The sequence below is a fragment of the Anaerolineae bacterium genome, from assembly GCA_013178165.1.
Taxonomy (GTDB): domain Bacteria; phylum Chloroflexota; class Anaerolineae; order Aggregatilineales; family Ch27; genus Ch27.
This window is the reverse complement of record JABLXG010000022.1, coordinates 47,743-74,350: the sequence shown is the minus strand read 5'-3', so window position 1 is coordinate 74,350 and position 26,608 is coordinate 47,743. Positions and strand designations below refer to the sequence as shown.

General features: G+C 60.6%; 23 protein-coding genes. 11 read left to right on the top strand and 12 right to left on the bottom strand.

Annotation, left to right across the window (positions count from 1 at the left end; all coding sequences use genetic code 11):
* Positions 1-103 precede the first annotated feature (103 nt).
* The 4 genes from HPY64_12720 (at position 104) to HPY64_12705 (ending at position 3,862) form a co-directional block, all read left to right on the top strand.
* Positions 104-1,018 carry a stage 0 sporulation protein gene (locus HPY64_12720; protein NPV68000.1) on the top strand — a complete coding sequence of 305 codons (915 nt, stop codon included), beginning with the start codon at positions 104-106 and terminating at the stop codon, positions 1,016-1,018.
* 53 nt (positions 1,019-1,071) lie between these two features.
* Positions 1,072-2,253, top strand: coding sequence for an amidohydrolase (locus HPY64_12715; GenBank protein NPV67999.1), 1,182 nt, complete (start codon positions 1,072-1,074; stop codon positions 2,251-2,253).
* A 67-nt stretch (positions 2,254-2,320) separates the two neighbouring features.
* Complete coding sequence (locus HPY64_12710) at positions 2,321-2,998, top strand: type 1 glutamine amidotransferase-like domain-containing protein (GenBank protein NPV67998.1); 678 nt, start codon at positions 2,321-2,323, stop codon at positions 2,996-2,998.
* 6 nt (positions 2,999-3,004) lie between these two features.
* On the top strand, positions 3,005-3,862 hold the full coding sequence (locus HPY64_12705; GenBank protein NPV67997.1) for a hypothetical protein: 858 nt from the start codon (positions 3,005-3,007) through the stop codon (positions 3,860-3,862).
* A gap of 61 nt (positions 3,863-3,923) precedes the next feature.
* On the opposite strand, the gene HPY64_12700 is transcribed toward HPY64_12705, so the two are convergent.
* Complete coding sequence (locus tag HPY64_12700; GenBank protein NPV67996.1) at positions 3,924-4,442, bottom strand: hypothetical protein; 519 nt, start codon at positions 4,440-4,442, stop codon at positions 3,924-3,926.
* Positions 4,443-4,638: 196 nt separating this feature from the next.
* Here HPY64_12700 and HPY64_12695 point away from each other — a divergent pair, with 196 nt between their 5' ends.
* Positions 4,639-4,923, top strand: coding sequence for a hypothetical protein (locus tag HPY64_12695; protein NPV67995.1), 285 nt, complete (start codon positions 4,639-4,641; stop codon positions 4,921-4,923).
* A gap of 110 nt (positions 4,924-5,033) precedes the next feature.
* Here HPY64_12695 and HPY64_12690 read toward each other — a convergent pair whose 3' ends face one another.
* Positions 5,034-5,690, bottom strand: coding sequence for a DUF2344 domain-containing protein (locus HPY64_12690; protein ID NPV67994.1), 657 nt, complete (start codon positions 5,688-5,690; stop codon positions 5,034-5,036).
* Between the two features lie 79 nt (positions 5,691-5,769).
* Positions 5,770-6,915, bottom strand: a complete 1,146-nt coding sequence (locus HPY64_12685) for a hypothetical protein (GenBank protein NPV67993.1) — start codon at positions 6,913-6,915, stop codon at positions 5,770-5,772.
* Between the two features lie 117 nt (positions 6,916-7,032).
* Between HPY64_12685 and HPY64_12680 the strand changes: the two genes are divergently transcribed.
* From HPY64_12680 to HPY64_12670, 3 genes are read left to right on the top strand one after another with little or no spacing between them, the layout of a single operon-like run.
* On the top strand, positions 7,033-7,962 hold the full coding sequence (locus HPY64_12680; protein ID NPV67992.1) for a pseudouridine-5'-phosphate glycosidase: 930 nt from the start codon (positions 7,033-7,035) through the stop codon (positions 7,960-7,962).
* A 5-nt stretch (positions 7,963-7,967) separates the two neighbouring features.
* Entirely contained in the window at positions 7,968-8,945 is a 978-nt protein-coding gene (locus HPY64_12675) for a nucleoside hydrolase (GenBank protein NPV67991.1), read from the top strand.
* A gap of 2 nt (positions 8,946-8,947) precedes the next feature.
* The gene (locus tag HPY64_12670) at positions 8,948-9,880 is read left to right on the top strand and encodes a carbohydrate kinase family protein (GenBank protein NPV67990.1); all 933 of its coding nucleotides are present in this window, start codon (positions 8,948-8,950) and stop codon (positions 9,878-9,880) included.
* A 40-nt stretch (positions 9,881-9,920) separates the two neighbouring features.
* Here HPY64_12670 and HPY64_12665 read toward each other — a convergent pair whose 3' ends face one another.
* The 6 genes from HPY64_12665 to HPY64_12640 form a co-directional block, all read right to left on the bottom strand.
* Positions 9,921-11,933 (bottom strand): redoxin domain-containing protein, encoded by a 2,013-nt coding sequence (locus HPY64_12665; protein ID NPV67989.1) that lies wholly within the window; start codon positions 11,931-11,933, stop codon positions 9,921-9,923.
* 218 nt (positions 11,934-12,151) lie between these two features.
* Positions 12,152-13,399 (bottom strand): isocitrate dehydrogenase (NADP(+)), encoded by a 1,248-nt coding sequence (icd, locus tag HPY64_12660; GenBank protein NPV67988.1) that lies wholly within the window; start codon positions 13,397-13,399, stop codon positions 12,152-12,154.
* A 139-nt stretch (positions 13,400-13,538) separates the two neighbouring features.
* Positions 13,539-15,125 carry a murein biosynthesis integral membrane protein MurJ gene (gene murJ, locus HPY64_12655; protein NPV67987.1) on the bottom strand — a complete coding sequence of 529 codons (1,587 nt, stop codon included), beginning with the start codon at positions 15,123-15,125 and terminating at the stop codon, positions 13,539-13,541.
* Positions 15,126-15,181: 56 nt separating this feature from the next.
* Complete coding sequence (locus HPY64_12650) at positions 15,182-15,664, bottom strand: adenylyltransferase/cytidyltransferase family protein (protein NPV67986.1); 483 nt, start codon at positions 15,662-15,664, stop codon at positions 15,182-15,184.
* 92 nt (positions 15,665-15,756) lie between these two features.
* Entirely contained in the window at positions 15,757-17,160 is a 1,404-nt protein-coding gene (locus HPY64_12645; protein ID NPV67985.1) for a hypothetical protein, read from the bottom strand.
* 94 nt (positions 17,161-17,254) lie between these two features.
* A complete protein-coding gene (locus HPY64_12640; protein ID NPV67984.1) occupies positions 17,255-19,846 on the bottom strand; it encodes a hypothetical protein in 2,592 nt (863 codons plus the stop codon).
* A 150-nt stretch (positions 19,847-19,996) separates the two neighbouring features.
* Between HPY64_12640 and HPY64_12635 the strand changes: the two genes are divergently transcribed.
* The 3 genes from HPY64_12635 to groL all read left to right on the top strand — a co-directional run bounded on the left by HPY64_12635 (position 19,997) and on the right by groL (position 23,687).
* The gene (locus HPY64_12635) at positions 19,997-21,331 is read left to right on the top strand and encodes a hypothetical protein (GenBank protein ID NPV67983.1); all 1,335 of its coding nucleotides are present in this window, start codon (positions 19,997-19,999) and stop codon (positions 21,329-21,331) included.
* Positions 21,332-21,691: 360 nt separating this feature from the next.
* Positions 21,692-21,997 (top strand): co-chaperone GroES, encoded by a 306-nt coding sequence (gene groES / locus HPY64_12630; GenBank protein NPV67982.1) that lies wholly within the window; start codon positions 21,692-21,694, stop codon positions 21,995-21,997.
* A 52-nt stretch (positions 21,998-22,049) separates the two neighbouring features.
* Positions 22,050-23,687, top strand: a complete 1,638-nt coding sequence (groL, locus tag HPY64_12625) for a chaperonin GroEL (GenBank protein NPV67981.1) — start codon at positions 22,050-22,052, stop codon at positions 23,685-23,687.
* A 114-nt stretch (positions 23,688-23,801) separates the two neighbouring features.
* Here the strand turns inward: groL and rfbB are convergent, their stop codons facing one another.
* The 3 genes from rfbB to HPY64_12610 are packed head-to-tail and all read right to left on the bottom strand — an operon-like array spanning position 23,802 to position 26,599.
* Positions 23,802-24,815: a dTDP-glucose 4,6-dehydratase gene (gene rfbB, locus HPY64_12620; protein ID NPV67980.1), complete on the bottom strand. Its 1,014-nt coding sequence runs from the start codon at positions 24,813-24,815 to the stop codon at positions 23,802-23,804.
* Positions 24,816-24,850: 35 nt separating this feature from the next.
* On the bottom strand, positions 24,851-25,921 hold the full coding sequence (locus HPY64_12615; protein NPV67979.1) for a glucose-1-phosphate thymidylyltransferase: 1,071 nt from the start codon (positions 25,919-25,921) through the stop codon (positions 24,851-24,853).
* A 15-nt stretch (positions 25,922-25,936) separates the two neighbouring features.
* Entirely contained in the window at positions 25,937-26,599 is a 663-nt protein-coding gene (locus tag HPY64_12610) for a CpsD/CapB family tyrosine-protein kinase (protein NPV67978.1), read from the bottom strand.
* Positions 26,600-26,608: the final 9 nt, after the last annotated feature.

The window sequence follows — 26,608 nt, the reverse complement described above, 5'->3', positions numbered from 1 at the left end:
ACACGGTCCAACAGGTTGCGATCAGGCTGCAATGCCTATAGGATCAACAGCGCAGAGAGTACTGTGACACGAAAGCAGGCCTTCTATCTTGGGTGAGAACAGCATGACATCGACGACAACAACCAGACCTCTACGTATCATCGGGGTTCGCTTCACCAAGATCGGCAAGCTCTACCACTTTGACTGCACCGACCACCCGGAGGTTGAGCCGGGTGATTATGCCATTGTCGAAACCACGCGCGGGCGGCAGATGGGACAGGTCATTGGTTTTGCCGAAGAAGAGGAAAACCGCGAATACAAACCCATCCTGCGCAAAGCCACTCCCCGCGACCTGGCTCTCCAGCGGGCCTGGCAGGAGCGCGAAGTTGGCGCCCTGATCACCTGCCGTGAAGCAGCCAGCAAGTTCAGCGAATACAACGACGTGAAATTCGTTGCGGCACAATACAACTATGACGGCAGCATGTTGACCTTTCTCTACTACAACACTGAATCCGAAAACAAATCGCCCAACATGAACCGTCTGCGCAACGAGTTGAGCCGCCTGTTTCCTGGCACCAAGCTCGACCTTCACCAGGTCGGCCCGCGCGACGTTGCCAAGTTGCTCGGCGGCTACGGAGCCTGTGGGCAGCCACGTTGCTGCAGCACTTTCCTGACCGATTTCAGCCCGATCTCAATCAAGATGGCCAAGGCCCAGGGCATCTCGCTCAACCCCACCGAGATCACGGGCATGTGCGGGCGGTTGCGCTGCTGCCTGATCTACGAGTATGAGCAATATGTGGAGGCGCGTAAGCACCTCCCCAAGCGCAACAAGCGCGTGGGCACCCCCGCCGGTGAAGGCAAAGTCCTGGATGTCCAGCCGCTGCAGGATACAGTAACCGTCAGCATCGAGAATGAGCGCTACACCTTCAAGCGCGAGGAGATCATCCCCCTGGAAGAATGGGAAGCGCTCCAAAAGAAGGCTGAACAGGGTTGCAGCAAGCATGAGGGCGGCGGTTGTGACTGCGGGGCAAGACGCTAATAACTGAGGTAATGCCGTTGGCCCGCTAAACCTACTGCTGCAAGGATAGCGCTATGACCGTTGATTTTCTGCAGGGTGCACAACGACTGGCGCCCCAGCTCATCGACTGGCGCCGTGAGCTACATCGTCATCCCGAACTGGCGTTTATGGAGACACGAACCGCCAGTATGGTTGCTAACCAGCTCCACCAGCTTGGCCTTGAGGTCCAGACAGGTGTCGGGAAAACTGGCGTCGTTGCATTGCTCGATGGTGCATCTGATGGTCCGACTGTCCTGCTCCGCTTCGATATGGACGCTCTGCCCATCCGTGAGGAAAACCAGGTGCCTTACGCCTCGGTCAATCCGGGGGTAATGCATGCCTGCGGCCATGATGGGCACACGGCCATTGGCCTCGCCGTTGCACACCTGCTCAGCGATCAGCGCAACCGGATTCATGGCCGGGTGAAGTTCGTTTTTCAGCCGGCTGAGGAGATCGCTGAAGGCGCGCAGGCCATGATCCAGGACGGTGTCCTGCAGAACCCGGAGCCGGAGATCGCGCTGGGGTTGCACCTGTGGAATACGCTCCCGGTTGGCCAGGTAGGGATCATGCCCGGCCCGGTGATGGCCGGGGCTGATATCTTTGATCTGATCATTCGCGGCGCGGGTGGCCATGGAGCGTCTCCGCATGAGACCCGCGACCCTCTGCTGGCCGGGGCGCATATCGTCACGGCGCTGCAATCGGTGATCAGCCGTAACGTCAACCCGCTGGATTCGGCAGTTCTGTCAGTCACCAGTTTCACCGCCGGCACAGCCTCCAACATCATCCCATCCGAAGTGTCCCTCAAAGGGACCATTCGCACCTATACGGACGCGGTACACGACCTGACCATCCGCCGCTTGAAGCAGGTCACCGAAGGCATTGCCCAGGCGATGGGCTGCGTCGCTGAGGTCACTGTGACGTCACTGACCCCGCCGCTGGTGAACCATCTGGAAGTTACGCAGGTCGTGCAGCAGGCCATCGCGCCATACACCGACCCAGAGAACCTGCTGCCCGATATTCGCACAATGGGTGCTGAGGACATGGCCATCTTCCTGAACCGGATTCCGGGCTGCTTCTTCTTCGTCGGCTCAGCAAACAGCCAGCATAACCTGGCCTACCCTCATCACCACCCCCGTTTTGATTTCGACGAGGCAGCGCTGCCGCTGGCGGCGGCTATGCTGGCTTCGGCGGCTGCTGCCTATGTCCTGCCGGGCTGAGCGGCCTGTGTGTTGCGCAACGGAACCGATCACAACCGGAACACAAGAGAGGTGATAACCAGCAAACATGATACAGAGCAGCATTTTTGAGTGGCGGCAGGGTGCAGGGTGGCTTGTTCTAAGCAGCGGCGGTCGCTTTATGGATGGCGAGACCGAGGCCATCGACACGCGGATGCTCAGCCGGTCTGCGGCTGACGGCGCTCTGGTCTATATCGGTGCAGCGGATGAACCTGAAACCGCTGAGCAGTTCCTGATGTACCTGGGCGACCTGGGAAGCCGCAGTGGCTACGCGATCGATATTATCGCCGAGGATGATGCTTCGCTCAAAGCACACCTGGGAGAAGCGGGCATCATCGTGATCGGCGATGGCCCTCAGCACGCCCGGCTCTACAACGGCTTACAGGGAGCCGCGCTGGAAGGCATCCTGCGCGCCTACGAGAATGGTGCCCTGATCATGGGCATCGGCTTTGGCGCAGAACTGTTCGGGCAGTGGATCCTCAGGCCATCGCCGTTGGCCCCCTATTCTGGCTTCACCTGGCTGGCCAATGCCGCCATCCTGACCGGCGTACCGGAGCTCGCGCAGAAACGGACGCTGCAGGACCTCCTGCACAAGCGCCCGGTGACCTACGGCCTCAATATCCGCCCCGGCTCAGCGCTGACTTTTGGCCCGGATGGCCAGGTGGAGCTATGGGGCACAGAGCAGATCATCATCTCACTGGGACAGGCTTACAGCATCCGGGAGTAACGACCGATGGCGCTCTCTGATGAAACCGGGTATCGATTTGGCCCTGCACCTGCCCAACCGCCGCGCCGGGTTGTCTCGCTGGCCCCTGCCCTAACCGAGTCGATTCGTGATCTGGCGCTGGTCGACCGGCTGGTTGGCGTCACCGATGACTGTCTTCACCTTGATCCGGCGCTATCCCGCCTGTCTCGTCTGGGCAGCGCCAGTACCCCCCACATCGAGCGAATCCGCGCCCTGCAGCCCGACCTGGTGCTGCTCGATCAGGACCTGACTCCGCCGGAGCACATCGAGAGTCTTGAAGCTACCGGCCTCCACGGCTGGGTATGCCATCCGCGCACCGTCCAACAGGCCATCAACCTGCTCTGGGAGATCATGGATATCTTCGAAGAAGCCACCATGGTCGAGCGTGTGCGCTGGATCGAGCGCCAGATGGACTGGACGTGGAGTGCAGCCAGCGTCCGGCAGCCGGTGCGGGTTCTGGTGCCAGTGGTAACGACGCCGCGCCTGGCATGTCTCCCCGGCACCTATGGTCATGATCTGTTGCGCGTATGTGGAGGTGAGTGCATCAGTCCCTGGCAACAGCCACTTGCGCCTTCGACCTCTGCCAACTACCCTCCTGACTCTGCTGACATCCGGCTCCTGGCCGAGGCAGCCCTGCAATCCCAGCCGGAAGTCATTCTCTTGCCGGGGAAACCCTGGCCGTTCACTGATCGACACGTTGCCGAACTGGCTCAGCTGGATATCCCTGCGGCGCGTTCAGGGCACATCCATCTGATCGACGGTACACTGCTCGCCTGGTATGGCACGCGGGTGGCCAGGGCGCTCGTCGAACTACCTCCACTATTGCTGCCCAACCCGGCAAGCTGATCATCGACAGCCGCAGGCACAACCGATCTGAACCGGAAGACTGTTTCAGACAGGAACCATGCTACAATTGGCGCAGTGCCGACGGGTGCGCACCAGTAATGGCCGGCGGCATGTTCGCAACCTGACCACCACAACGAAACTGATGACCATGGCAGACAGCATGGAAAGCCACGAGAAAGACGGTATGCCGTTCAGCGAGGAGCCACCACAGAACCTTAGTGCTGCTGGCGCCTCCCGGCAACCGGCCAGTGCCAGCGACCACGGCTCCGACCACGATAGCCACGAAACGGCTGCCGAAGCCGCTGACATGGTCGTTGATAATGCGCAGGAAACAGGCGAAGATACCACCGCCGCGGAAGAAGAAACCCCGCAATGGCAGCCGGGAACCACGAAAGCCGGTCCACCAGCATCCAGACACCTGTCTCGGACACTCTCCCCACCACCAGGCAGCGTTGCCCCGAATCGCCCGGCTGAACCGCTGACTGCTGATCTGGACTCGGACATTCTGGAATCTGCCGGCGAAGCGGCGGATGTCGTTCAGGATGCCGCCCAGACCGGGGAAGACAGCCAGGCTGATCATGCAGAAGACTCTTCCACCGAGCGGGAAGCACCCCGTGATGTACCGAACAGCCACTCGTCGAGTCGCAGCCCAAAGCCAGAATCTGGCGGTGTGCGACGCAACAGCAGCATAGGCTGAATTTGCGCAATAATGTACAATACATGTCTTGAATTGACTGAGCGATACTGATTGACTTTGCCCGGATAGGAGGCCTTTTGTGAGCCGTTCAACAGTTGCTGTTGCTGCGCTGATAGTACTTATGGTGGGCGGATTCATCACCCTCCAGATCATCCTGAGCGGACCGGGTGGCCCGCTGCCTGTTCGCGTGCAAACGCTCAATCCGGAAGCGTCCACCCTGGAAGCAACACCGACGCAGGCGCTTTACTTCCTCATCTTTGCCGCTGTAGCCGCCGTTTCGCTGATCGGCGGCGGCATTGTGCTGGGTTTGGTCATCCGTTTTCTGGATCGTGAGATTACGCGCAACCGGCAAAACAGGAAATAGTACAGCCCTCAAGGCGGGAACAGAGCAGCACGCCCCCTCGCCAATGCCTCCAACCTCGAGTAGTTCGATCTGACGACTCGAAGACTGGTCTGGCTGACGCGGCGTCGGTGTCAGCCAGCTTCTTGCTCATCTGCACTGACCAGGTTGAGTGCTTCACGGTGACAACGGGCGTGGTCGAAGGACAGCCCCATAGCATCCATCAGTTCGTCCGGTCGGGCCGTCCCTTCCGCGCCAAGGGCAAGCCGCACCCGAAATGATCGGGCGTCCACCGGCGCCAGCGCCAGGATCAGCGGGCGTAGATCGTAGCTCTTGCCCCGCCGCTTACGCTCGATCCGTTCGCGGCTCAGCAGATCGGCGATACGCTGTGGCAGCTCAGGAGTCACTTCCTCCGCAAGCGTGATGAGGTAATCCGCGCTGTGTAACAGCGTTTGTAGCGCCGGCGCTTTGGGTGGCACCTCCCGGACGTGGTAGGTGCGCAGACCTGGCGGGCTGACAGCATTCAGCCGCTCAGGCAAGGTCCCCAGGTCGACTGGTTCCAGTAGCCAGATATCGAGCAACTCACAGTCGCTACTGATACCAAGTGGCAGGGCCGAAGCAAGCTGTATCTTGGGCTGCGGGTTGTAGCCCTGCGAATACACTAGCGGCATCTCTGCCCGCCGCAGCACCCGTTCCCAGAGCTTGGCCAGGTCCAGATGCCCGATAAAGCGCAGGGCATCGTTCTTGCCAAAAGTAATACGCACCCGATATTGCGTCGGCTGTTGAAGCATTCGAATCCTCAGCTATAGTGGCGCGAGACGCGCGCCCCTCCAGATAGCGGACATCACAACGGTTAGAATGAAGCTGATTCTACCGGCCAAGCGCATACTGTCTCGTAACCTCTGGAGCCAGGTTGAGAACAGCAGCGATATAACACGCTAGCCACCATGCCACAGCCTGAATGTCCGGCAGATGCACAGTCTCGTCACCAGGGCGCGTCTTGCTGATCGCCGGGCCGATATAACCCAGAACCCGTTCGCGGAGAGAGCGAGAAACTGCGCCCAGCCATTCTTCCGGGCAAGCACGCCACAACTGGACGGAACCCGGTCTGATATCGTTCAAAGCCTCCGCCAGCGGCTGAGCCAGTTGTTGATAATTCAGGGGTACGACTAGACCGTCCGCCTGGCTTCCAGCCAGGACACAGACTGCGCCGGCGCCAGGCCGTACACCGGTACCCACTGTCCCCACCACATCGACAATGATCGTGCCCAGTGTCGGTCGCAGCGCAGGACACATGGCCATGAGCGCCGTCAGCGAGTAATCCTGCCGATCGGGGAATACAAACAGGCAGCGGCGGTCGTACTCCAGCAGAGTCTCCTCAACGCGGCGCAATGCGGCAGCAGCACCAAGTACACTCAGTACACCGGCAGCGTTATCCAGGCCTCCTCCGCTAACCCGGTCACCCTGGCGGCGCGGATTGCCATCAGGCGTGACCAGATCGGATGGCAATAGCAGGCCCTCCTCAGCCTGAAAAGACACCCCCTGCCTGTCAGCCCGCAGATGACCACGGGCGCCTACCTCCAGCCGCCCATCCTGCAAGCGCAAAGCTCGCCCCGGGGCAGAAACAGCTTCAGCACATGGCATTGTCGTGCACACGGGCACCAGCCTGGCCGATTGACCATCTTCCTCTACCCGCTCAATCCGGAAAGTCTGCCGATCAAGATGGGCAACCACCAGCAGGTCGACCCGCCCTCCGGCCACACCCAGCCATAAACCGGCATTACCCACACCACCCAGGTCCGCCTCCAGCCGATCCGCCAGCCCAAAGGCAGCAGCAATGTCGCTAACCTGATCCAGAATGCCGTTCGGAAGCGTTGTGCCGGTAGAAGGGGCAAACGCCTGCAGCAGGCTCCGTAGCATGACCCAGGCGGCCTCGCGATCCGCCGCCAATGGTTGCTGGCGTATCGCACTTTCCAGGCCGGGCACAGCGCGCCATAACTGCTCTAGCACCATCATGCCCCCCTCCCTGTCCGGGCGAACAGATGCGAAGATGGCTTCAACCCGCATTCCTGCTATTATAGACTAAGGATCGGAACTGAACAGCGCACCGCTTGCCCTGGAAGAGAATAAACCCTGATGATCGTCCCACTTGACCTGCACCCTGACGTCCGCGCAGCCCTGGCGGAGCATCGTCCTGTTGTAGCTCTGGAATCCACCCTGATCACCCATGGTCTACCCTACCCGACCAATTTGCAGACAGCCCTGGCGATGGAGAAGGCCATCCGCGATCGTGGCGCTACACCAGCCACGGTTGCCATACTGGATGGTCGGATTCGCGTCGGTCTGGAGCTGGGGGACATTGAGCGGCTAATCGAACTTGGTCCGGAGCAGGTGCGTAAGTGTAGCCGCCGTGACCTGCCCCTGGTCGTCGGCCTCAAGGGACATGGCGCGACAACCGTCGCCGGAACCATGATCGTCGCCCACATGGCCAGGATCGATGTTTTTGCCACCGGCGGGATCGGCGGCGTGCATCGCGGCCATCCACAGGATATCTCCGCCGATCTGATCGAACTGGGCCGGACACCGGTCACAGTCATCTGTTCCGGCGCCAAATCGATTCTTGATCTGCCGCTCACGCTTGAGGTCTTGGAAACGCAGGGTGTCCCGGTCATCGGTTACGGCACGGACGAGTTGCCCGCCTTCTACTCGCGCTCCAGCGGCCTGCCAGTCGACCTCCGGATTGAGTCGCCCGCTGAAGCCGCTGCTATCATCGACGCGCGAGCGATGCTTGGCCTGCCTCAGGGCATCCTGATCACCGTCCCTGTCCCGGCTGAGCATGAACTCCCCGCCGGAGAAGCGGAGCAGGCCATTGCCGAAGCCACGCGTATTGCCGATGAACAGGGGATAACCGGTAAAGCGATCACGCCTTTTGTCCTGGGTAAGGTCCTCGAGCTGACCGGCGGCCGTTCCCGTGATGCTAACACCGCGCTGCTGATCAACAATGCCGCTGTTGCCGCGCAGGTCGCCGTCGCTCTGGCTGAACTCAGATTCTCCAGGAGATAACCCGCATGCCGCGAGACTTCCTGATCGATACGGATACCGCCTCAGATGATGCCGTTGCGCTGCTCATGGCCCTGCGTTGGCCAGACGTAGCGGTCAGGGCGATCACGGTGGTCTCCGGCAATGTGCCGGTTGATCAGGGCGTGACTAACGCCCTCTACACAGTTGAGTTGTGCGGGGTAGATGTGTCTGTCTACCGCGGCGCTGACCGCCCGCTGATGCGCGAGCCGGTCCACGCTCAATTCTTCCACGGTCAGGACGGCATGGGCGACCAGCATTACCCGCCGCCAAAGGCCTCCCCCCGCCCGGAACATGCCATAGACACTCTGATTGAAACGATCAAAGCTTATCCCGGTCTCACCCTGGTCACGCTTGGTCCGCTGACCAATATTGCGCTGGCCCTGGCCCGTGCGCCAGAGATTGCCCGGATGGTTGGGCGCTGCGTCGTGATGGGCGGCGCAGCCAATACCGTCGGCAACGTGACGCCTGCCGCTGAATACAATATCTGGGCCGATCCGGAAGCAGCGCGGCGCGTCTTCCACAGCGGATTGCCCATTGAGATGGTCGGCTGCGAGCTTTCCACCGGCCCCGCCAACATCACCGAAGCAGAAATGGCTGAGATTCGCGCCCTCAACACACCTCTGGCCCACTTCACCTTGGATTGCAACCGCGCCGGCATCCGGGCCAATCGTGAATGGCTGGGCGACCCCGGCCTGGCCCTGCCTGATCCGGTGGCCATGGCCATTGCCCTGGACCCGACCATCTGCACCCGCAGCAGCTGTCACTATGTCGAGGTGGAAACAAGCAGCCCGCTGACGCGGGGTATGACCATCGTCGACAGGCTGGGCGTCGCGACCGATGAGCGCAACCGCCCAATCTGGGGAACGTTAGTCGATCGGCCACCCAATGTCACGGTCTGCTGGGCGATCGATATTCCCCGCTGGAAAGCCATGCTCTACAGCGTGCTGAAGGAGCAACCAGCTTGAGTATGAGCGTCCGTTATCTGGCTCCCGGCATCATTCTGGACGATATTGTGTTTCCTGATGGCCGTACCCAAATGGGTACCCTGGGCGGCGGTGGTGCGCAGGCGGCTTGGGGCATGGCGCTCGCAGCGGAATCGGGCGACCAGGTAGGTATGCTTGCCGGAGTCGGGCGGGACTTTCCACTGGAGGCCCTCGCCCCGCTTGCGGCAATGGGTATCGACCTGACGGGGGTGCACGTCACCGATCTACCGACGCCACGCGCCTGGCAAATCCTGGAAGCCGACGGCCGCCGGACACACGTCTGGCGCGTTGATCAGTTCACCTCTGATCGCCAGACTCATCCCGACGCTGCCACCATTCTGCGCTTCTACCCAGCGGTACAGGTTATCCACTGGGGTATTCATCCAGAAGCCCCCTACCTCGCCCCCTGCCAGGCGCTCCGGGAACGGGGTACGCTGGTCAGCATTGAGCCGTTCAAAGCCCCGGAACAGCCACCCGCGGAGGAAGAGGTGGCGTTGATCCTGGCTGCCTGTGACATCTACTCACCGAACTGGCTGGAAGCGGTTGCACTGTTTGGCACCGACAACAAACAGGCGCTGCTGGAACGCGCCCACGCTCTCGGCGGTCATATCCTGGCGCTGAGGCTTGGTGCAGCCGGCGCTGAGGTCTGGGATCTCCATACGGGGGAAGGCGTTGCCGTACCGCCCGCGCCAGCCGGCCTGGTTGTTGACCCGGTTGGCGCAGGTGACGCCTTCTGCGGCGCGCTAGCCGTCACCTGGCACCGCACTACAGATCTGGCTGAAGCAGCCGTCAGCGCGGCGGTAGCCGCTTCATATCTGCTGGAACAGGTAGGTCTCCCAGCCACCCGCCCGCCAGTCGCAGATCAGCAGTCCCGCGCTCGTGCCGTCCGCGCTGGTTTGCGGCGGCTGACGCTGTGACAAGCATGCTGAGCGTGCAGGCAAGGAATGCGCTCCGCCTTCAGTCAGCCCAGCCAGGAAGCGGGGGTTGGACTGCATACGCGATTGTCAGATCGTGCTCTGTACTCTCGGGTTGAACACGGATCGGCAGAACGATCTTTGGCTGAGCCACAAAGCACAGCGTCTCGTTGACCGCCTCGCAGTAAAAAATCATTGCCTGTGCTGTCAGTGTTGTTTCCCCCACTGCGAACACCACCGGCGTGGTGATCGTCCGGGCAGCATCCGTGATCGTCTGCGTGGCCGCCACCGCTTCGATCACGGCAACGGTACCATCGGCCCACCAGGTTACGCTCGAGGTTGCCAGGTCATTGATCTTGTAGTCTTCCGGGAGATCAATCCGCAGGGTTAGCGTGCCATTGCCAGGGGCAATCGTCTGCCCTGCCAGAACTACCTCATCCCCGCTGACGGGAGTCACACTGGAAGTTCCTGACCGTTTGGCCAGCAGTGCCTCAGGATTAGCGAAGATCACGCTGCTCACCATACGGGTCGCCAGATCGATCACCCGGATGGCGTGGTTGTTGGTGTCCGCCACATACAACCGTCCGGCTGCGTAGGAAAGCCCACCCGGTTCGTCAAAGAGCGCTTCCTCAGCGCGACCATCCCGGTAGCCGCCTGGCGCCTGCCCGGCCAGAGTGCGCACTTCCCTGCTGAGCGGGTCAATCTGCTTGATCTTGTTGTTATAGGTATCCGCCACATACAGCAGGCCATCCCCGTACGCCACCCCCAGTGGATGCTGGAGCAGCGCCGCGCCCCCAACCCCATCGCGGTCACCAAAGTCAAACAGACCGGTACCGACAATAGTGCGCACACCGCCGCCAGGATCGCTATCCGCCGCGCGGACTGCGCTGGCTTCACTGTCGGCAAAGTAGAGCACAGCCCCATCAGCCGTGATGCCGCTAGGCTGTGCGAGCGCCGCGTCGGCGTGTGGTCCGTCAAGCAGGTTCTCCCGACCGCTGCCGGAATGCACCGCTATCTCTCCCGTAACCACGTCATAGCGCCATAACTGATGCGCCCCCGCCATGGCCACATACAGGATATCGCCCACACGCATCACATCCCACGGACTGTTCAGCGCCACCGACGTAGCGCGACCGCTGCGCAGCTGCCCCCGCCCCTGCTGGCCGGTGCCCGCCACCGTAGTGACCGTCTCCGAAACCAGATCAACCGCCCGCAGCATGTGATTCCCGGTATCAGCGACATACAGGATACGCCCGTCAGCGCCCAGCGCCATCCCCTGCGGGGTATCAAAGCGGGCCGAGTCGTAACGCCCATCCGCGTGACCGGCCACACCCTCCCCAATCACCGCCAGCACTTCGTACGTGTCCAGAGCAACTACAACAATCCGGTGGTGATTGGAGTCGGCAATGAATAACCGCCTACCGGCTTCATCCGCCAGCACCTTACCCGGAAACGCCAGCCCGCTTTCCGGGCGCGCCACGACATCAGCCGCCATGGGCAGCGGGGCACGGGCAATTTTGCCTGCTGTGTCAAAAGTCGCGATCAGGTCAGCGATCACCGGCTGGAGGACATTGTACACACCTTCTCCTTCGTGATAGCCAACGACGTAGCCTTCCGGATCAATCAGCATGACCGTCGGCCATGCCCGGATTCCCCAGGCGTTCCAGATGCGAAAATCGCGGTCGTTGACCACCGGATGAGCAATCTCATACCGCTGCAGGATCTGGCGGATGTTCCCAGTGTCCTTTTCATTTTCGAACTTGGCGCTATGCACACCGATCACCACCAGCGTATCGGAAAACTCATCCTCAAGCCGTTTGAGATCAGGCAAAATATGGATGCAGTTGATGCACCCGTACGTCCAGAAATCCAGCACAACCACCTTGCCGCGCAGCATATCCCAGTCCAGCGGACCGGCCACATTCAGCCAATCCACATCGGCAGGGAAAGGCAGGGCTGGTATTCGATCAGGTTCACCCTGTCCTACTGCTGGCGATGTGAGTAGCGCCAGAACAAAGGCGAACAGCAGAATGACAGCAAGCGAGTAGCGGCCCATAGTGCGCACCTCAATACAGAACCCGTTGCTGATACCGGGCGATGATACAGCGTCTCACGGTGAGTTAAGGCTACCCTGATAGCGCGGTGATTCCCATCTAAGAAATACAGGACCGTTTTCCACCCAACCCTCGCGGCTTTCGCCCTGTTGGAGATCAATCGGGCCGGGACATCACGCCCCGGCCCCCAATGCTAAGTGCCATGCTCTGCAGGAGCGCCTCAGCCCATATTGGCGATCACGACAGTGGCAAACTCGCTCGTCCCAACTTCAGTTGCGCCTTCCATCTGACGGGCGAAGTCATACGTGACGATCTTCTGCTCAATCGTTTTCTCATATGCCAGGTTGATCAAGTTTGCCGCTTCCCACCAGTTCATGTATTCCAGCATCATCACACCGGAGAACAGCAGCGATCCCGGATTGACTTTGTTGAGATTCGTGTATTTGGGGGCCGTCCCGTGGGTTGCCTCAAACACCGCGATTTCATCCCCGATGTTCGCGCCGGGCGCGATTCCCACACCGCCAACATGCGCCGCCGCCGCATCACTGAGGTAGTCGCCGTTGAGATTCATCGTCGCGATGACATCAAATTCGTCCGGACGCAGAAGCAAATGCTGGAAGATGATATCAGCAATGCGATCTTTGATCACGATCTTGCCATCGGGCTGCTTGCCGTTGTACTTCTCCCACAGCTCATCCTCGGTGATGGTCACGTCGCCGAACTCCTCGGCAGCAACCTCGTACCCCCACTTGCGGAACGCCCCTTCCGTATACTTCTGGATGTTTCCCTTGTGTACCAGCGTGACGGACCTCCGTCCGCGCTCCAGCGCATAGCGGATCGCCTGCCGAACCAACCGCTTGCTGGCAAACGGGCTGATCGGCTTGATCCCCAGCCCGGCGCCTTCGAAAAACTGTGCACCGAACTCCCGGCGCAAGAAAGCGGCCAGCTTCTCATTCTCCGGCGTGCCGGACTCAAACTCAATTCCGGCGTAGACATCTTCTGTGTTCTCGCGGAAGATGACGACATTTGTCTTCTCTGGCTCCCGCAGCGGGCTTGGTACCCCGCGGTACCAGCGCACCGGACGGACACACGCATACAGGTCCAATACCTGCCGCAATGTAACGTTCAGGCTACGGAAGCCACCGCCAACCGGCGTCGTAAGCGGCCCCTTGATGCCAATGTGATACTGCCGCAGCGCCTCAAACGTCTCCTCAGGCATATAGTCACCGTCATAGATACGCGCTGCCTTCTCCCCAGCGTAGATCTCCATCCAGTGGATCTTGCGCTGGCCGCCGTAAGCCTTCTCCACAGCCGCATCCCAGATCCGCTTGGATGCGGTCATAATGTCATAACCGATGCCATCACCTTCGATAAACGCGATGATCGGCTGATCCGGAATGTGCAGCTTACCATCCTTTACCGTGATCTTCTCACCGGCCGCAGGCGGTACGATCTTCTGAAATGGCATCTTGGAGTGTCTCCTCGCTAAAGTGTCAGGCATGAACCGGGACGCATTATACCCCACCGGCGCTGCACAGTAGGATGCGGATCGGAGCCAAACGGTCGCATAACACCGCTGAAATTGTGCAACAAGCCTGAAGACAGCGCTACCGTACCAGCCGCGCCTTCAAAAGGCCCAGCAGCCAGGTCAACTCCCCGATGTGCAGCGCCAGCGCCAGCACCATGAACATAGCGCCGCCGGCTGCCGCTGCGCCAAGTACCAGCAGAATCTCTCCCGGCAACCCTGCAGGGACCAGATCGGTCAGCAACCGGTTGGCTTCGGCGGCCACCAGCCCCATCACCGCCGAGGCCAGGGCGGTTTTCAGCACGGTAGTCGCCAGACCGTTCCGGTAGCGGCCGCCAATCCGCCGGCGCAGCAACCACGCGGAGATGCTGGCGTGCAGGATATGTTTGACCGAGTCAGCAATCATCAGGCTGAACAGGCCGTAGCGATCCATCAGGCCCAGCGCCACAGCCATATAGGCCGCCAGGCTGATCACGCCAATAATGGCCGGTGTCAGAGTATCCTGCTGCGAATAGAAGGCAAAAACCAGCAGCAAATCCACTGCAGCGAACGGCAGCCCGATCAGGTAGAGTTGCAGGGCCAGGACCGTATGAGCGGTATCGACCGCTGTGAAGGAGCCGTGCTCAAAAATCAACCGCACAATCGGCGCCGCCAACACAAATAAGCCGACCGATGCCGGGATAATCAACGCCGCGGCCAGGCGCAAACCGCGACTCAGGGTGTCTTGATAGGTGCGCAACCCGTCATCCGAATGCAGCAATACCGCCTGCCGGGAGAGTGTTGGCAAGATGGCGATGCTGATCGCCGTTGCGACCAGCCCGTGCGGGAACTGCACCAGTGTCGTGGCAAAATTCATATAACTGATACTCGCCGGGCCGACCTGTGCTGCCAGACGGTAGCTCACCAGGCGGATCACCAGCGTGTCGATCACCAGCGAGGCCAGCACCGGCACATAGAGCACCAGAATGCGTCGCAGGCCAGGTTCCTGCCACGCGCCGCGCAACACCAGTCGCAGCTGCGCGCCGCGCAGCCCCCAGCATTGCGCGCCCATCTGCACCGCCGCGCCGATCAGCCAGCCCAGCGCCATCGCCTGAATACCCAGCCGGGGCGCAGCGATGACCGCCACAAACACAATCGTGCCATTGAACACAGCCCCGGCAAAGGCGGGCAGCGCAAAACGCCGCAGTGCGTACAACAGACCACTCAGCAGGGCAAATACACCGAGGAACAGCAGGGCGGGCATGGTGATCCGCAGGAGCACCGTCGCCAGTTCCCGCACCTGCGGCACCGCTTCCCCGGCGATCAGGCCGACAATCTGCGGCGCAAGCAGTTCCAGCATCAGGACAAGGACGGCCAGCGCAACTACCACTAGACCCAGCAGCAGGTTCACCAGCCGCCACAACGCCGACCGATCCTGCTGCATGGCATATTCGCTGAGCACCGGCACCAGGGCGCTGTTGACGTGTCCTCCGATAAGGAGGTCATACAGGGTGCGGGGCACGATCAGCGCGATGTTGAAAGCGTCAACTGCCACCCCGGCGCCAAACAAGTTGCTGAGCAACATCTCGCGCCCAAGCCCCAGCACCCGACTGGCAATGTTCCCCAGAGCGTTGATGCCAGTTGCCCTGGCCACACCAGCGTCATCCCTAGCCTGCAGTTCAGCAGACATCAACGGTACGGCCTGAAGCGAGGGAGAGGATTCAGCGCCAGGATTCGTCCCGGAGGTCATTCGCCCTCCGCCAGGGCCTTGATCCGCGCAATCAAATCTGAGGTGCTGTGGCCGGGCAGAAACGGGATCAAGACCACCTGCCCACCCAATGCTTCGACAGTGGTCCGCTCAGGCAGCACCTTGTGTTCATAATCACCGCCCTTGGCATAAATGTCCGGGCGTAGCTGGCGGATCAGGCCATCAGCCGTATCGCTAGAGAAGATGATCACCGCATCAACCACCACCAGCGCTGCCAGCAGCCGCGCCCGCTCTTCCGCGGGAATCAGGGGACGGCCCGGCCCCTTAAGCCGCCGCGTGGAGTCGTCATCGTTCACGCCGATAAACAGTGCATCCCCCAGCGCACGCGCCTTTTCCAGGTAGTCCAGATGGCCAACATGGAAAAGGTCGAAATGACCATTGCTGAAGACCAGCTTCTTCCCGCTGACCGCCAGCGCTTCCCGCCAGGCTATTGCTTCCTCAAGTGAAAGTACTTTGCCCATTTTGCCGTGTGCTCGTTGTGGTGAACCCGGGCCGCTCAGCCCGGCGTAATCCGGCAGGCCATTGTAGCAGCCGGGAGACATTGCATCAATCGTCACTGGCTGGAATCGCGGCTCAGGCTTAACCGGTAGTTGCCTGTCGTCCGGCCGTTCTGGAACTCAAACCGCGTTGCGACAATGTAGTACGTCCCATCAGCCGGGATACTGTAGGCGGCGATGCGGGCATTCTTGCCCGGCCCGGAATCGTCGTCCAGCGCCAGTTGGACACTCTCCGCTGAGAACAGTACCAGCAGCGGATCCAGGTCGCCATCCGCCGCTGTCATTTCAATCGTCACCACATCCCCCGCCCGGCCCAGGAAAGCATAAGTCATGGCGCTGTTTTCGTTGCTGATGGTGCCGGTCACGGTGCTCCCGGGCAGAATCGTCAATGTGCCGGGCGCGACAATGGGCGCTTCCCCGGTCACCCCATCCAGTCGCAGGATGTAGTCACCGGTGGTCGTCCCCTGAGCACGGTCAAAGCGGGTCGCCTGGACGTAGTATCGGCCTGTCGCCGGGATGATATAGGACTGGATCAGAGCGTTGTTGCTGGGACCAGAGTCGTCGTCCTCCGCCAGAACGTTGCCCGTAGCATCCAAGATCGCTACCAGCGGATCGAGATCACGGCTGGCGCGGTTCATAGCGACCGTGACCACATCGCCCCGCATCGCGCCAAAGCTGTAGTAACGCACCGGGTAGTCGCGATCGATCAGCCCTCTGACCTCGTCGCCGTACCGCAGAAGGAGCGCCGATTCGAGCGTCGCACCCTGGCCGCTCGTCGGTGCCGTATCTAGGCTGAGCACATAGCTTCCCGTGCTACGCCCGGCTTCTTCGCCAAAACGGGTAGCGACAATGGTATAGAAGCCCGGCTCCAGGATCAGCAGGTTGGTGATCGCCGCATCAAGGGAAGCATCCTGATCATCGTTGACAGCCAGCAGCGTGCCATCCGGCCCCACTATCGACACGCGGGCGTCCAGGTTTCCGGCGATCCGGCGCATAGTCACATTGATGATGTCGCCGCGCCTAGCCTCAAAGACATAGGTTACCCGCGGGTTTGCCTCATCCACCGAGCCAACAACAGAATCGCCATAGCTGAGGAACACCCCTGCCCGGGATGAAACACCCACCCGCTGCAGTTCCAGCCGGAAGCGGCCTTCTGTAACGCCCAGACCTTGCCCGAAACGCGTGGCTACTACAAAGTAGTAGTTGTCCTCTGGAATCTGAATGGTGTCGATTCGTGCGCTCAGGGCGCTATCGGCATCGTCGGAGACGGCCATGATCTTGCCCGTGTTGGCCGCCAACAACAACACCGGGTCCAGGTTGCCGTCTAGCCGCGTCAGCGCCAGGGAGATCACATCGCCACGCCGGGCTTGAAAGTAGTACACCTGGCGCGGCTCCGCCTGCGTGATCCGCCCCTCAATCGCTTCGCCGTACAGGATCTGGCGGCCTTCCTGCCCGTTCACAGGAGTGACCTGGCCCGGCCAACCACAGCACCATAGCGCCACCAGACCCAGTGTCAGCGCCCACCGCCCGGCTCGTCTGAGCCAGCCAGCAGCACTAGCGCGCCACAACGCTGAGCAGATACTCACCGCTGGTTGTCCCTTCAAGAAGGCCATACCGGCTGGCAACCACATAGTAACGACCATCCAGCGGGAAGGTATAGATTACGCGCGCGTTCTGCCTTCCAGCACTATCATCATCAAAGGCCACGAGCGTCTGCGCCGGGTCAAGCACCGCCAGGAAAGCATCCAGGTCACCCTCCAGACGCACCATATCCACCTGGATAGTAGTCCCAGCCACCCCATCGAGCGCATAGAACACTGCCACCTGCGAGTCGCTGATGCTACCGCTGACCGTCTGGCCAGGCGCCAGCGGCAACGCTGTAGCCAGGTCAGCTCCCGTCTGACCCTCTCGTATCTCTGGCTGGGTTACCGGGATGCCGTTCAACGTCAATTCGTAGCGCCCGCGGGAAGTGCCGCTGCCCTCGCCGGCGCGGGTAGCCACGATAGTGTACTCACCACCCTGTGTCAGGAGGTACGGGCCGATCAGAGCGTTCAGGTTACCCGCGCTGTCGTTATCCCGCATGACCGGCGTACCATCCGGCCCCAGCAAAATGAGCAACGGATCGAGCGTCGCGTCAAGCGCCTCCAGTGTGATCGAAATCCGATCCCCCTGTTGCCCCAGAAATCGGTAGGTCTGGCGCGGTGTTGTACTATCGATTGCACCGATCAGCACCACCCCGTAGGGGACGATATCTCCCGGCTGATACTGCGGCTCTGAGCCGCCCCCCAATCGCTCAGCGGCAGTCGGGTCTGCTCCCGCCAGTGACAGGCGGAAAAAGCCTCGCGCTGTACCCAGAGGCCCGCCCAGACGAGACACGATCACGGTATACATACCGTCCTGCGGAATCGTGTAGCGCAGGCTTCCGCTGGCGCTGACAGCCAGTTCCCGCAAGGCTGGATCAGCCAGGATGATCAGTCCCTCCTCCTGCAAGGGACCGCTGGTTTCCAGGGTCAACTCAACCGTGTCACCAGCCGCGGCGAAAAACCGGTACAGTGTGCCGGGTACGTCAGCCAGTTGGCCGTTCAGCGTCTCGCCTTCATACAGTGTCTGCGCGGGCAACAGAGTGGCGATCTGACTTTGTGAAAGCATGCCTGGCGCAGTGATGGCCAGCCGGAATCCGCCACTGGTTGTCCCGGCTTCGCCGTTATAGCGGCTTGCCAGAATAGCGTAGTAGCCGTCAGCAGGGATGGTCTGGGTAAGCCGGGCATTCTTATTGGCGGCGCTGATGTCATCATGTTCAGCAAGGGTTTCAAGCCGACCATTAAGCAGGCGCAGCGCAGGGTCCAGGTCCCCCTGCGTCGTTTGCATCGTGATCTCGACGGTATCACCAGCCCGCGCCTGGAAAACATAGGCCCGGTAGGGCACCATGTTGTCAAGGCGATCGGTGATCACATCACCATAGCGCACCCGCGGCAGGCTCTGGAAATCCGCGGGCAAAGCCTCGCCAGCGTTCCTCCCCTCGGTAGTGCCGTCATTCACCTGGTTGCCTTCCAGGGTGAGCGTGTATCCCCCTGCGGAGGCGCCATTGGTACCGCCAAAACGGCTGGCCACCACCGTGTACTGGCCATCAACAGGCAGCACCACAGCCAGCTCGGCATCCGGTGCGCCCGCCCCGTCATCATCCTGGCCGACGATCTCTCCCTCAGGACCGTACAGATACAGAAATGGGTCAAGCCCTCGCCCGGTAGCCTGCATACGGATGATCACCTGATCGTTTGTGCGCCCCTGGAAATTGTACCGGTCAGCAGGATGGTCATCATCCAGACTGCCCTGCATCGCATCGCCATACGCCAGCGGCAGCGCATCATCACCCGTTACGTCGCCGGCGCTGCCGCTGAGCCGTACGGCGTAAGTACCAGCCGGGGAATCCGCCGCCAGCGCCAGACCGACGAAATAGATGCCCGTAACCGCCAGGTCTTCCTCCACAACCTGCCCGGCAGGATCACGCTGCAGTTCAACAAAGGCCGGATCGTAGAGCACCAGTGTTGCCTTCATCCCTGCGCTCAGGACATTGCGGACCGCAACCCGATCGCCGCCCTGAGCATAGAACCAGAACAGGCGGAAGCGGTCAGTCTGGCTGAGCAGGCCCCGAGAAGTGTTGCCAAACGTCAGTGGTGCAAATATCCCCGCCGGTTGATCCTGCGTTCTGCCGCGTCCCTGGTTGACCAGCAGAGTCAGACGAAAATCTCCCGTGCTCTGTCCTGCCTCGGAATCCTGACCGTAGCGCGTGGCCTCCACGATGTATACGCCATCTGCCGGCAGCGTAACCTCCAGCCGGGCATTGAACCCACCGCCGCTATCATCGTCCTCAGCGATCAGATTGAGAGCCGCATCCCCCAGTAACAGGAGTGGATCCAGGTTGCCTGACAACGCTTCCATCGTGATCACCACCCGATCCCCTGCTGCGCCATTGAAGCTGTACTGCTGAAAGAACCGGGCATGGGAAATGGTGCCTGTCACCGAATCGCCATAGCGCAACGGCAGGCGATCCTGCAACTGCGGCCACATCCGGGCCACATCAGCTGGCCTCGCCAACACCAGAGCCAGTACTACGCCAGTCACCAATCGCCACACTGATCGCGTCATCACTCAACTTCCTGCCGCCATAACACCCCGGCGCGCCTTCTGGATTCTACGTGCCCCGCCTGCGTCCGGCAAACCGTTGCCAACTGGCAGGATACGTGCGGAACCGGTAGCATTGAGGCGCGACTGCCAGTAACCGGGGAAAGATGCCCCATGAACCACCTGTTTCACTGGACGGTAATCGCTGCCCTTTCTGTAGCAGGAATCGCGGTAGCCCCCGTCCTTGCCAGCACAATACCACCGCCATCATCCGCTGCCACGGCGATGCAGTCCGGCTGCCATCCTCAGGGCATGATTGTAACGCAGCCAATCGTCGATCCGCTTCGATTCTGCCCGGAATATCTGGTCAACAACCTGCCCTACTCGGCTCTGGCGGCGATCACCTCTATTGCCTACGCTCCAGCCTGCGACGAAATGACCGGGCCGGTTGCCTGGTGCGGCAGGCTATTCATGACTCGCCCGGACGAAGGACTTGTCCAGTGGATAGGCGACTTTGATCAGGACGCCGGGACTTACACCTTGCACATCTTTGCCTCAGGACTAGATACGCCTAATGGCCTCGCCTGGCATGAAGGAGGCTGGTACGTATCCGGCGACCGTACCATCTACCGTCTGATTGACGATGATGGGGACGGCCACGCGGACGTACAGCAGACTATCATTGAAGGGCTTCCCGGCGGGTCAGGACTGTGGACAGGCAGCATAGGCTTTGGTCCCGATGGTCGTCTGTACGTGAGCAAGGGCGCCGCGTGCAGCACCTGTGTGGAAAGCGATCCGCGCCGTGCAACTCTGCTCAGCTACAGTTCCGACGGCAGCGATGAACGGGTTGTGGCGCGTGGGCTGTACGATGCTTTTGACTTCGCCTGGCATCCGGGGAGCGGTGATCTATGGATTGCAGACAGCGCACCCGCCCCCGGCGGCAGTACCAGCGAACAACCCCTTGACGAGCTAAACCGTCTCACGGAGGGTGGCCAGCATTTTGGCTGGCCCTACTGTGCTGCATCCGCCAGCGGGTTACTTGCAGATTTTCCGCTGCCCGCGCCACAGCCAGATTTCTGCCAGCGGATTGCCCTCCCCGAATATACATTCCCTGCCTACAGCACGCCCGGCGGCATGACTTTCTATCGGGGAGAGGCCTTCCCGGATTTCCAGGACGATCTGCTGATCGTCTTGCGCGGCAGCACGGCGGGTTACCTCCCTACCGGCTATGCACTCTACCGCTTCTGTTTTGACTCGCGAGGGCGCGCTGAACCTTGCCAGGACGCCACCGGGAACCTCATTCGGGATGAAACCGGCCAGCCATCCGTTCGGGAACTCCTAGTACCAGTCGACGTCTATTACGGCTACCCACTGGAGATCATGACCATCCAGGGACAGAGTTTCTACCCCGAACACCCGGTCGATGTGGCCGTCAGTTCGGAAGGATACATCGCTGTCTCCATCCTGGAAGGCCGCATCATCCGGCTGTTGCCGGGCAGCGGGCGGTAGGAGAACAGCACGGGCAAAGGTTGTCAGCGATCAATGCTCCACATGCAGAGGGGTGTTCACTGCTTGCGACTCTCAGCTACATAAGCGCCACCGGGCAAAGCCTGGTCATATCGCCAGCAAGCCACCTGGGCTCCCGGCGTCCCCGCCTCCTGACGTCAGGATCACGGACAGAACTGGCGCGCCTGCGGCATTAGCACTCGCATAAGAAGTTTGCTAGAATTGCTTGACAACCCCCCTGTCCTCTGGTATATTGCCGACGGTGAAGATTAGCACTCTAAAGTCTATAGTGCTAACGCCGGATGATCTCTTTCACTGGCAACAACGTGTTATGCCTATCAGCATCTAACTCCGAGGAGGTGGCTGAGTATGTCCATCAAACTACGCCCGCTGAATGATCGGATCGTGGTCAAGCCGTTTGAGGGCGAGGAGAAGACCGCGAGCGGGCTTTACCTGCCGGAAACGGCTAAGGAAAAGCCCCAGCAGGGTGAAGTCCTGGCGGTTGGCCCGGGGCGCTTTGATGAAGACGGCAAGAAGCGCATTCCTATGGAAGTCAAGGTCGGCGATCAGGTACTGTTCGCCAAGTACGGCGGCACCGAGATCAAGCTCGACAATGAGAAGCTGCTGATCCTCAAGGAAAGCGACGTCCTGGCGGTTATCGAGAAGTAAAGCAGTTTCCTCAGCAACTGGCGTTTATCCTGACCGTTGGAGGTTATAAGCTATGCCCAAGCAACTCGTCTTCCGGGAAGAAGCTCGTCGCGGCCTCAAGCGCGGCGTTGATAAGCTGGCTGATGCCGTCGTCACGACGCTTGGTCCCAAGGGCCGCAATGTCGCCCTGGACAAGAAATTCGGCGCCCCGACCGTCACCCATGACGGCGTCACCGTAGCCAAGGAAATTGAGCTGGAAGACCCCTTTGAGAACATGGGGGCGCAGCTCCTGAAGGAAGCCGCCACCAAGACCAACGACATCGCCGGCGATGGTACCACCACCGCGACCCTGCTCGCCCAGACCATCGTCAATGATGGCCTGAAGAATGTCGCTGCTGGCGCCAACCCGATGCTACTCAAGCGCGGTATTGAAGCGGCGACCAAGAAGGTCTCGGACGCCCTGCGCGACATGGCGATTGACATCAGCACCAAAGACAAGATCGCTGCTGTCGCTGCGATCAGCGCCCAGAACCAGGAAATCGGTGACCTCATCGCCGAGGTGATGGACAAGGTCGGCAATGAGGGTGTGATCACCGTCGAGGAAAGCAAGGGCCTGGCCTTCGAGATCGAATATGTTGAGGGTATGCAGTTCGATCGCGGCTACATCAGCCCCTACTTCGTCACCAGCCCTGAGACGATGGAAGCCGTGATTGAGGAGCCGTACATCCTCATCCACGACAAGAAGATTAGCGCTGCTCAGGATATCGTCCCGCTGCTGGAGAAACTGGTGCAGGTCGGCAAGCGTGATCTGGTGATCATCGCCGAAGATGTCGACGGCGAAGCTCTGGCCACGCTGGTGCTCAACAAGCTGCGCGGCATGCTTAACGTGCTGGCGGTCAAGGCTCCTGGCTTCGGCGATCGTCGTAAGGCCATGTTGCAGGATATCGCTATCCTGACCGGTGGCCAGGTCATCACTGAGGAAATGGGTCGCAAGCTTGAGAGCGTGACCATCGCCGATCTGGGCCGCGCCGGTAAGGTCGTCAGCACCAAGGAAGAGACGACGATCGTCGATGGCGCCGGCGATGAGGCCGCCATCCGGGGCCGTGTTGAGGAAATCAAGGTCGAGATCGAGAACAGCACCAGCGACTACGACCGCGAGAAGCTGCAGGAGCGTCTGGCCAAGCTCGCTGGCGGTGTGGCGGTCATCCGCGTTGGTGCGGCGACCGAGGTGGAACTGAAGGAAAAGAAGCACCGCGTTGAAGACGCCCTGAGCGCCACCCGCGCCGCCGTGGAAGAGGGCATTGTGCCCGGCGGTGGTGTCGCCCTGATCAACGCAATGAAGGCCCTTGACGGCTTCAAGATGGAATTCGATGACGAGAACACCGGCGTCACCATCCTGCGCCGCGCCCTGGTAGAGCCGATGAAGCGCATCGCCTCCAATGCTGGCGCCGACGGTGCCGTGATCATCGAAAACGTCCGCCGTATCCAGGAAGAAAAGAAGAACCCCAACATCGGGTACGATGTGCTGAAGGGTGCCTATGTCGACATGATCGAGGCCGGCATCATCGATCCCGCTAAGGTGACCCGTGGCGCGCTGGAGAATGCGGCCAGCATCGCCGCCATGATCCTGACGACTGAGGCGCTGATCACTGACATTCCGCAGGACGAGAAGACCCCGGCAACGCCCGGCGGCGGCATGGACATGTACTAAACCCCGTCCTGTCCACAGTGCAAAAAGCGGGCTGTCTCCTCTTGGGGGCAGCCCGCTTTAGCATTCAGATTACCTGCCGCCGTACCACAGCACGGCGCGCGGCAACCATCAATCTCAGTCCAGGCGGCTGGCGTACTGCGCTTTATAGTATTCCAGATATTCGCCGGTTTTGATCTTGCGCCACCACCATTCGTTATGGACATACCAAGCTACGGTTTCCCGCAGTGCCTCTTTGAAGCTGTGCTGACGCCGCCAGCCCAGCGCGCGCAGCTTATCGCAGTTCATCGCATAGCGGCGATCATGACCGGGGCGGTCGGCAACATGGCGGATCAGGCTTTCCGGCTTACCCAGTTCCTTCAGCAGCGCCCGGACTACATCGATGTTGGGCCGTTCATTCTCGCCGGCGATATTGTAGGCTTCGCCTGCTATGCCCTTATGCAGCACCGTGTCGATGCCGGTGACATGATCCAGCACGTAGAGCCAGTCTCGCACCTGGCGGCCATCGCCGTAGAGCGGCAGCGGCCGGTCGTCAATGGCTTCCGTGATGAATAACGACATCAGTTTTTCCGGGTACTGGTATGGCCCAAAGGTATTACTCCCGCGTGTCACCACAACGTTGAGGCCGTAAGTCTGGAAGTAAGCCCGGATCATCAGTTCAGCCCCGGCCTTGGAAGCGGCATAGGGGCTGTTTGGCGCAAAGGGATCAGTCTCGACCGAATATCCTTGCGGGATATCGCCGTAGACCTCATCAGTACTGACATGCAGCAGGCGCTGTACTCCCTTCTGGCGCACCATCTCCAGCAGCACATACACACCGACCACATCAGTGTAGATAAAAGCATCGGGCTGCAAAATGCTGCGGTCGACATGCGTCTCCGCCGCGAAATTGACAATCGTATCGATCCCGTGCTGCTCAACGATGCGTTCAACGGCAGCGCGGTCGGCAATGTCTGCCCGTTCAAACCGGTAACGCGGATTGTCCCGGACTGGCAACAGGTTATCCAGGTTGCCGGCGTAGGTCAGTTTATCCAGAACAACGACATTGTAGTCAGGATAGGTGTCGATCATGTAGCGCACAAAGGCGCTGCCGATGAACCCCGCCCCGCCGGTTACGAGGATGTTCTTCATGGTTACGTACCCTATCACTCCTGAAGCTACCGGCGCTACACCAGGCCGATCTTGCTGTAATCGCCCAGGTTCAGCTTAAGCGCCCTGGGGCGGTAGTCGCTGCGCTGCACCAGGGCATGACGCCCGATCAGGCTATCCTGGACACGCACATCAATATCGCGCATCACACTGTGTTCCAGAATGATCGAACGGTCGATCTCGCAGTTCTCAATGACCACATTATGGTAGATGCTGGTAAAGGGACCGACATAGCTGTTCACAATCCGCGTGTTTTCGCCGATGATCGCCGGGCCGCGAATGGTGCTGTTGATGATCTGCGCCCCCGCCTGAACTGTCACCCGCGAGTCAACATCAGATTGCTCATCGACGAATCCCAAAATTTCTGGCGTCAGTTCCTCCAGCACCTTGCTATTCGCTTCCAGCATGTCATCCGGGCGTCCCGTATCAATCCACCAACCCTGATGCACGTATGGGTAGACCGTGTGCCCGTGATCGACCAGCCACTGGATCGCATCGGTGATCTCCAGTTCGCCGCGCCAGGATGGGCTGATCTGCTCGGTTGCCTCGAAAATGTGGGAGTCAAACATGTAGATGCCGACCAGCGCCAGGTCGGAAGGCGGAGTCTTGGGCTTTTCAATCAAGCGCTCAACCCGGCCATCCGCCGTCAGCTTGGCCACGCCGTACTGCTCAGGATGATCCACCCTGGTCAGGACGATCTGGCTGTTCCATTCCGGATGCCGGGCAAAGTCAGTGATCAGGCGATGTATCCCGCCCTGAATCACGTTGTCGCCCAGGAACATCACAAAGCGCTCGTCACCCAGAAAGTCCCGGGAGATTTTGACGGCATGGGCCAACCCAAGCGGTTGCTCCTGCTGGATGTACGTGATTGTTGCTCCCCAGCGGCTGCCATCACCGACGGCTTCACGGATTTCCGGCCCGGTGTCGCCGATGACGATCCCGATCTCCGTGATTCCTGCCTCACGGATCGCCTCAATGACCCGGAAGAGAATGGGCTTGTTAGCGACCGGGATCAACTGTTTGGCGCGTGTATAGGTTAGCGGATAGAGCCGGGTGCCCTTGCCGCCGCTCAGAATCAGACCTTTCATGCGCTCACTCACCCTCTAGGCATAGTAACCGGCCACTGCCGCGTCACGTGGAGCGTTGGTGAGCACGCTGCCGACGATTCGAATGTGCACCTGGTCCAACAACTCCTTTGCCCGGATGGCCTGATCGCGCCGGGTTTGCCCCGCCCGCACGACCAACAGCACACCATCCACTTTGGAACCCAGAATCGCGGCATCGGCCACTGCCAGCACCGGCGGCGCATCAAACAGGACAAACTCCGCCCGCGCCTTCAACACGCCAATCACCTCATCCATCCGCCGGCTACCCAGCAGATCGGCGGGATTAGGGGGCAAGGGGCCACCGGGCAATATGCTCAGGTGTTCCACGTTGACGGATTGCAGGGGCGGCTGCGCCAGAGCTGCCGGATCAAGCATCATCGTTGTCAGACCGCGCTGGTTATCCACGCCCCACAACTCGTGCTGCCGGGGCTGGCGAAGGTCACAGTCCACCAGAATGGTTTCATGCCCACCCTGTGCCAGGGTAATCGCCAGGTTGGCGGCGACAGTACTCTTGCCCACCTCAGGCGTCGGGCCAGTGATCACCAGGGTATTGGCCGGGCGATCCACGGTAGAAAACAGCAGGTTCGTCCGCAGCGCACGGTACGCTTCAGCTGCAGCTGACTGCGGCTCGGCGAGCATGATCAAGCCTACGGTAGCCATTGGTCTTGC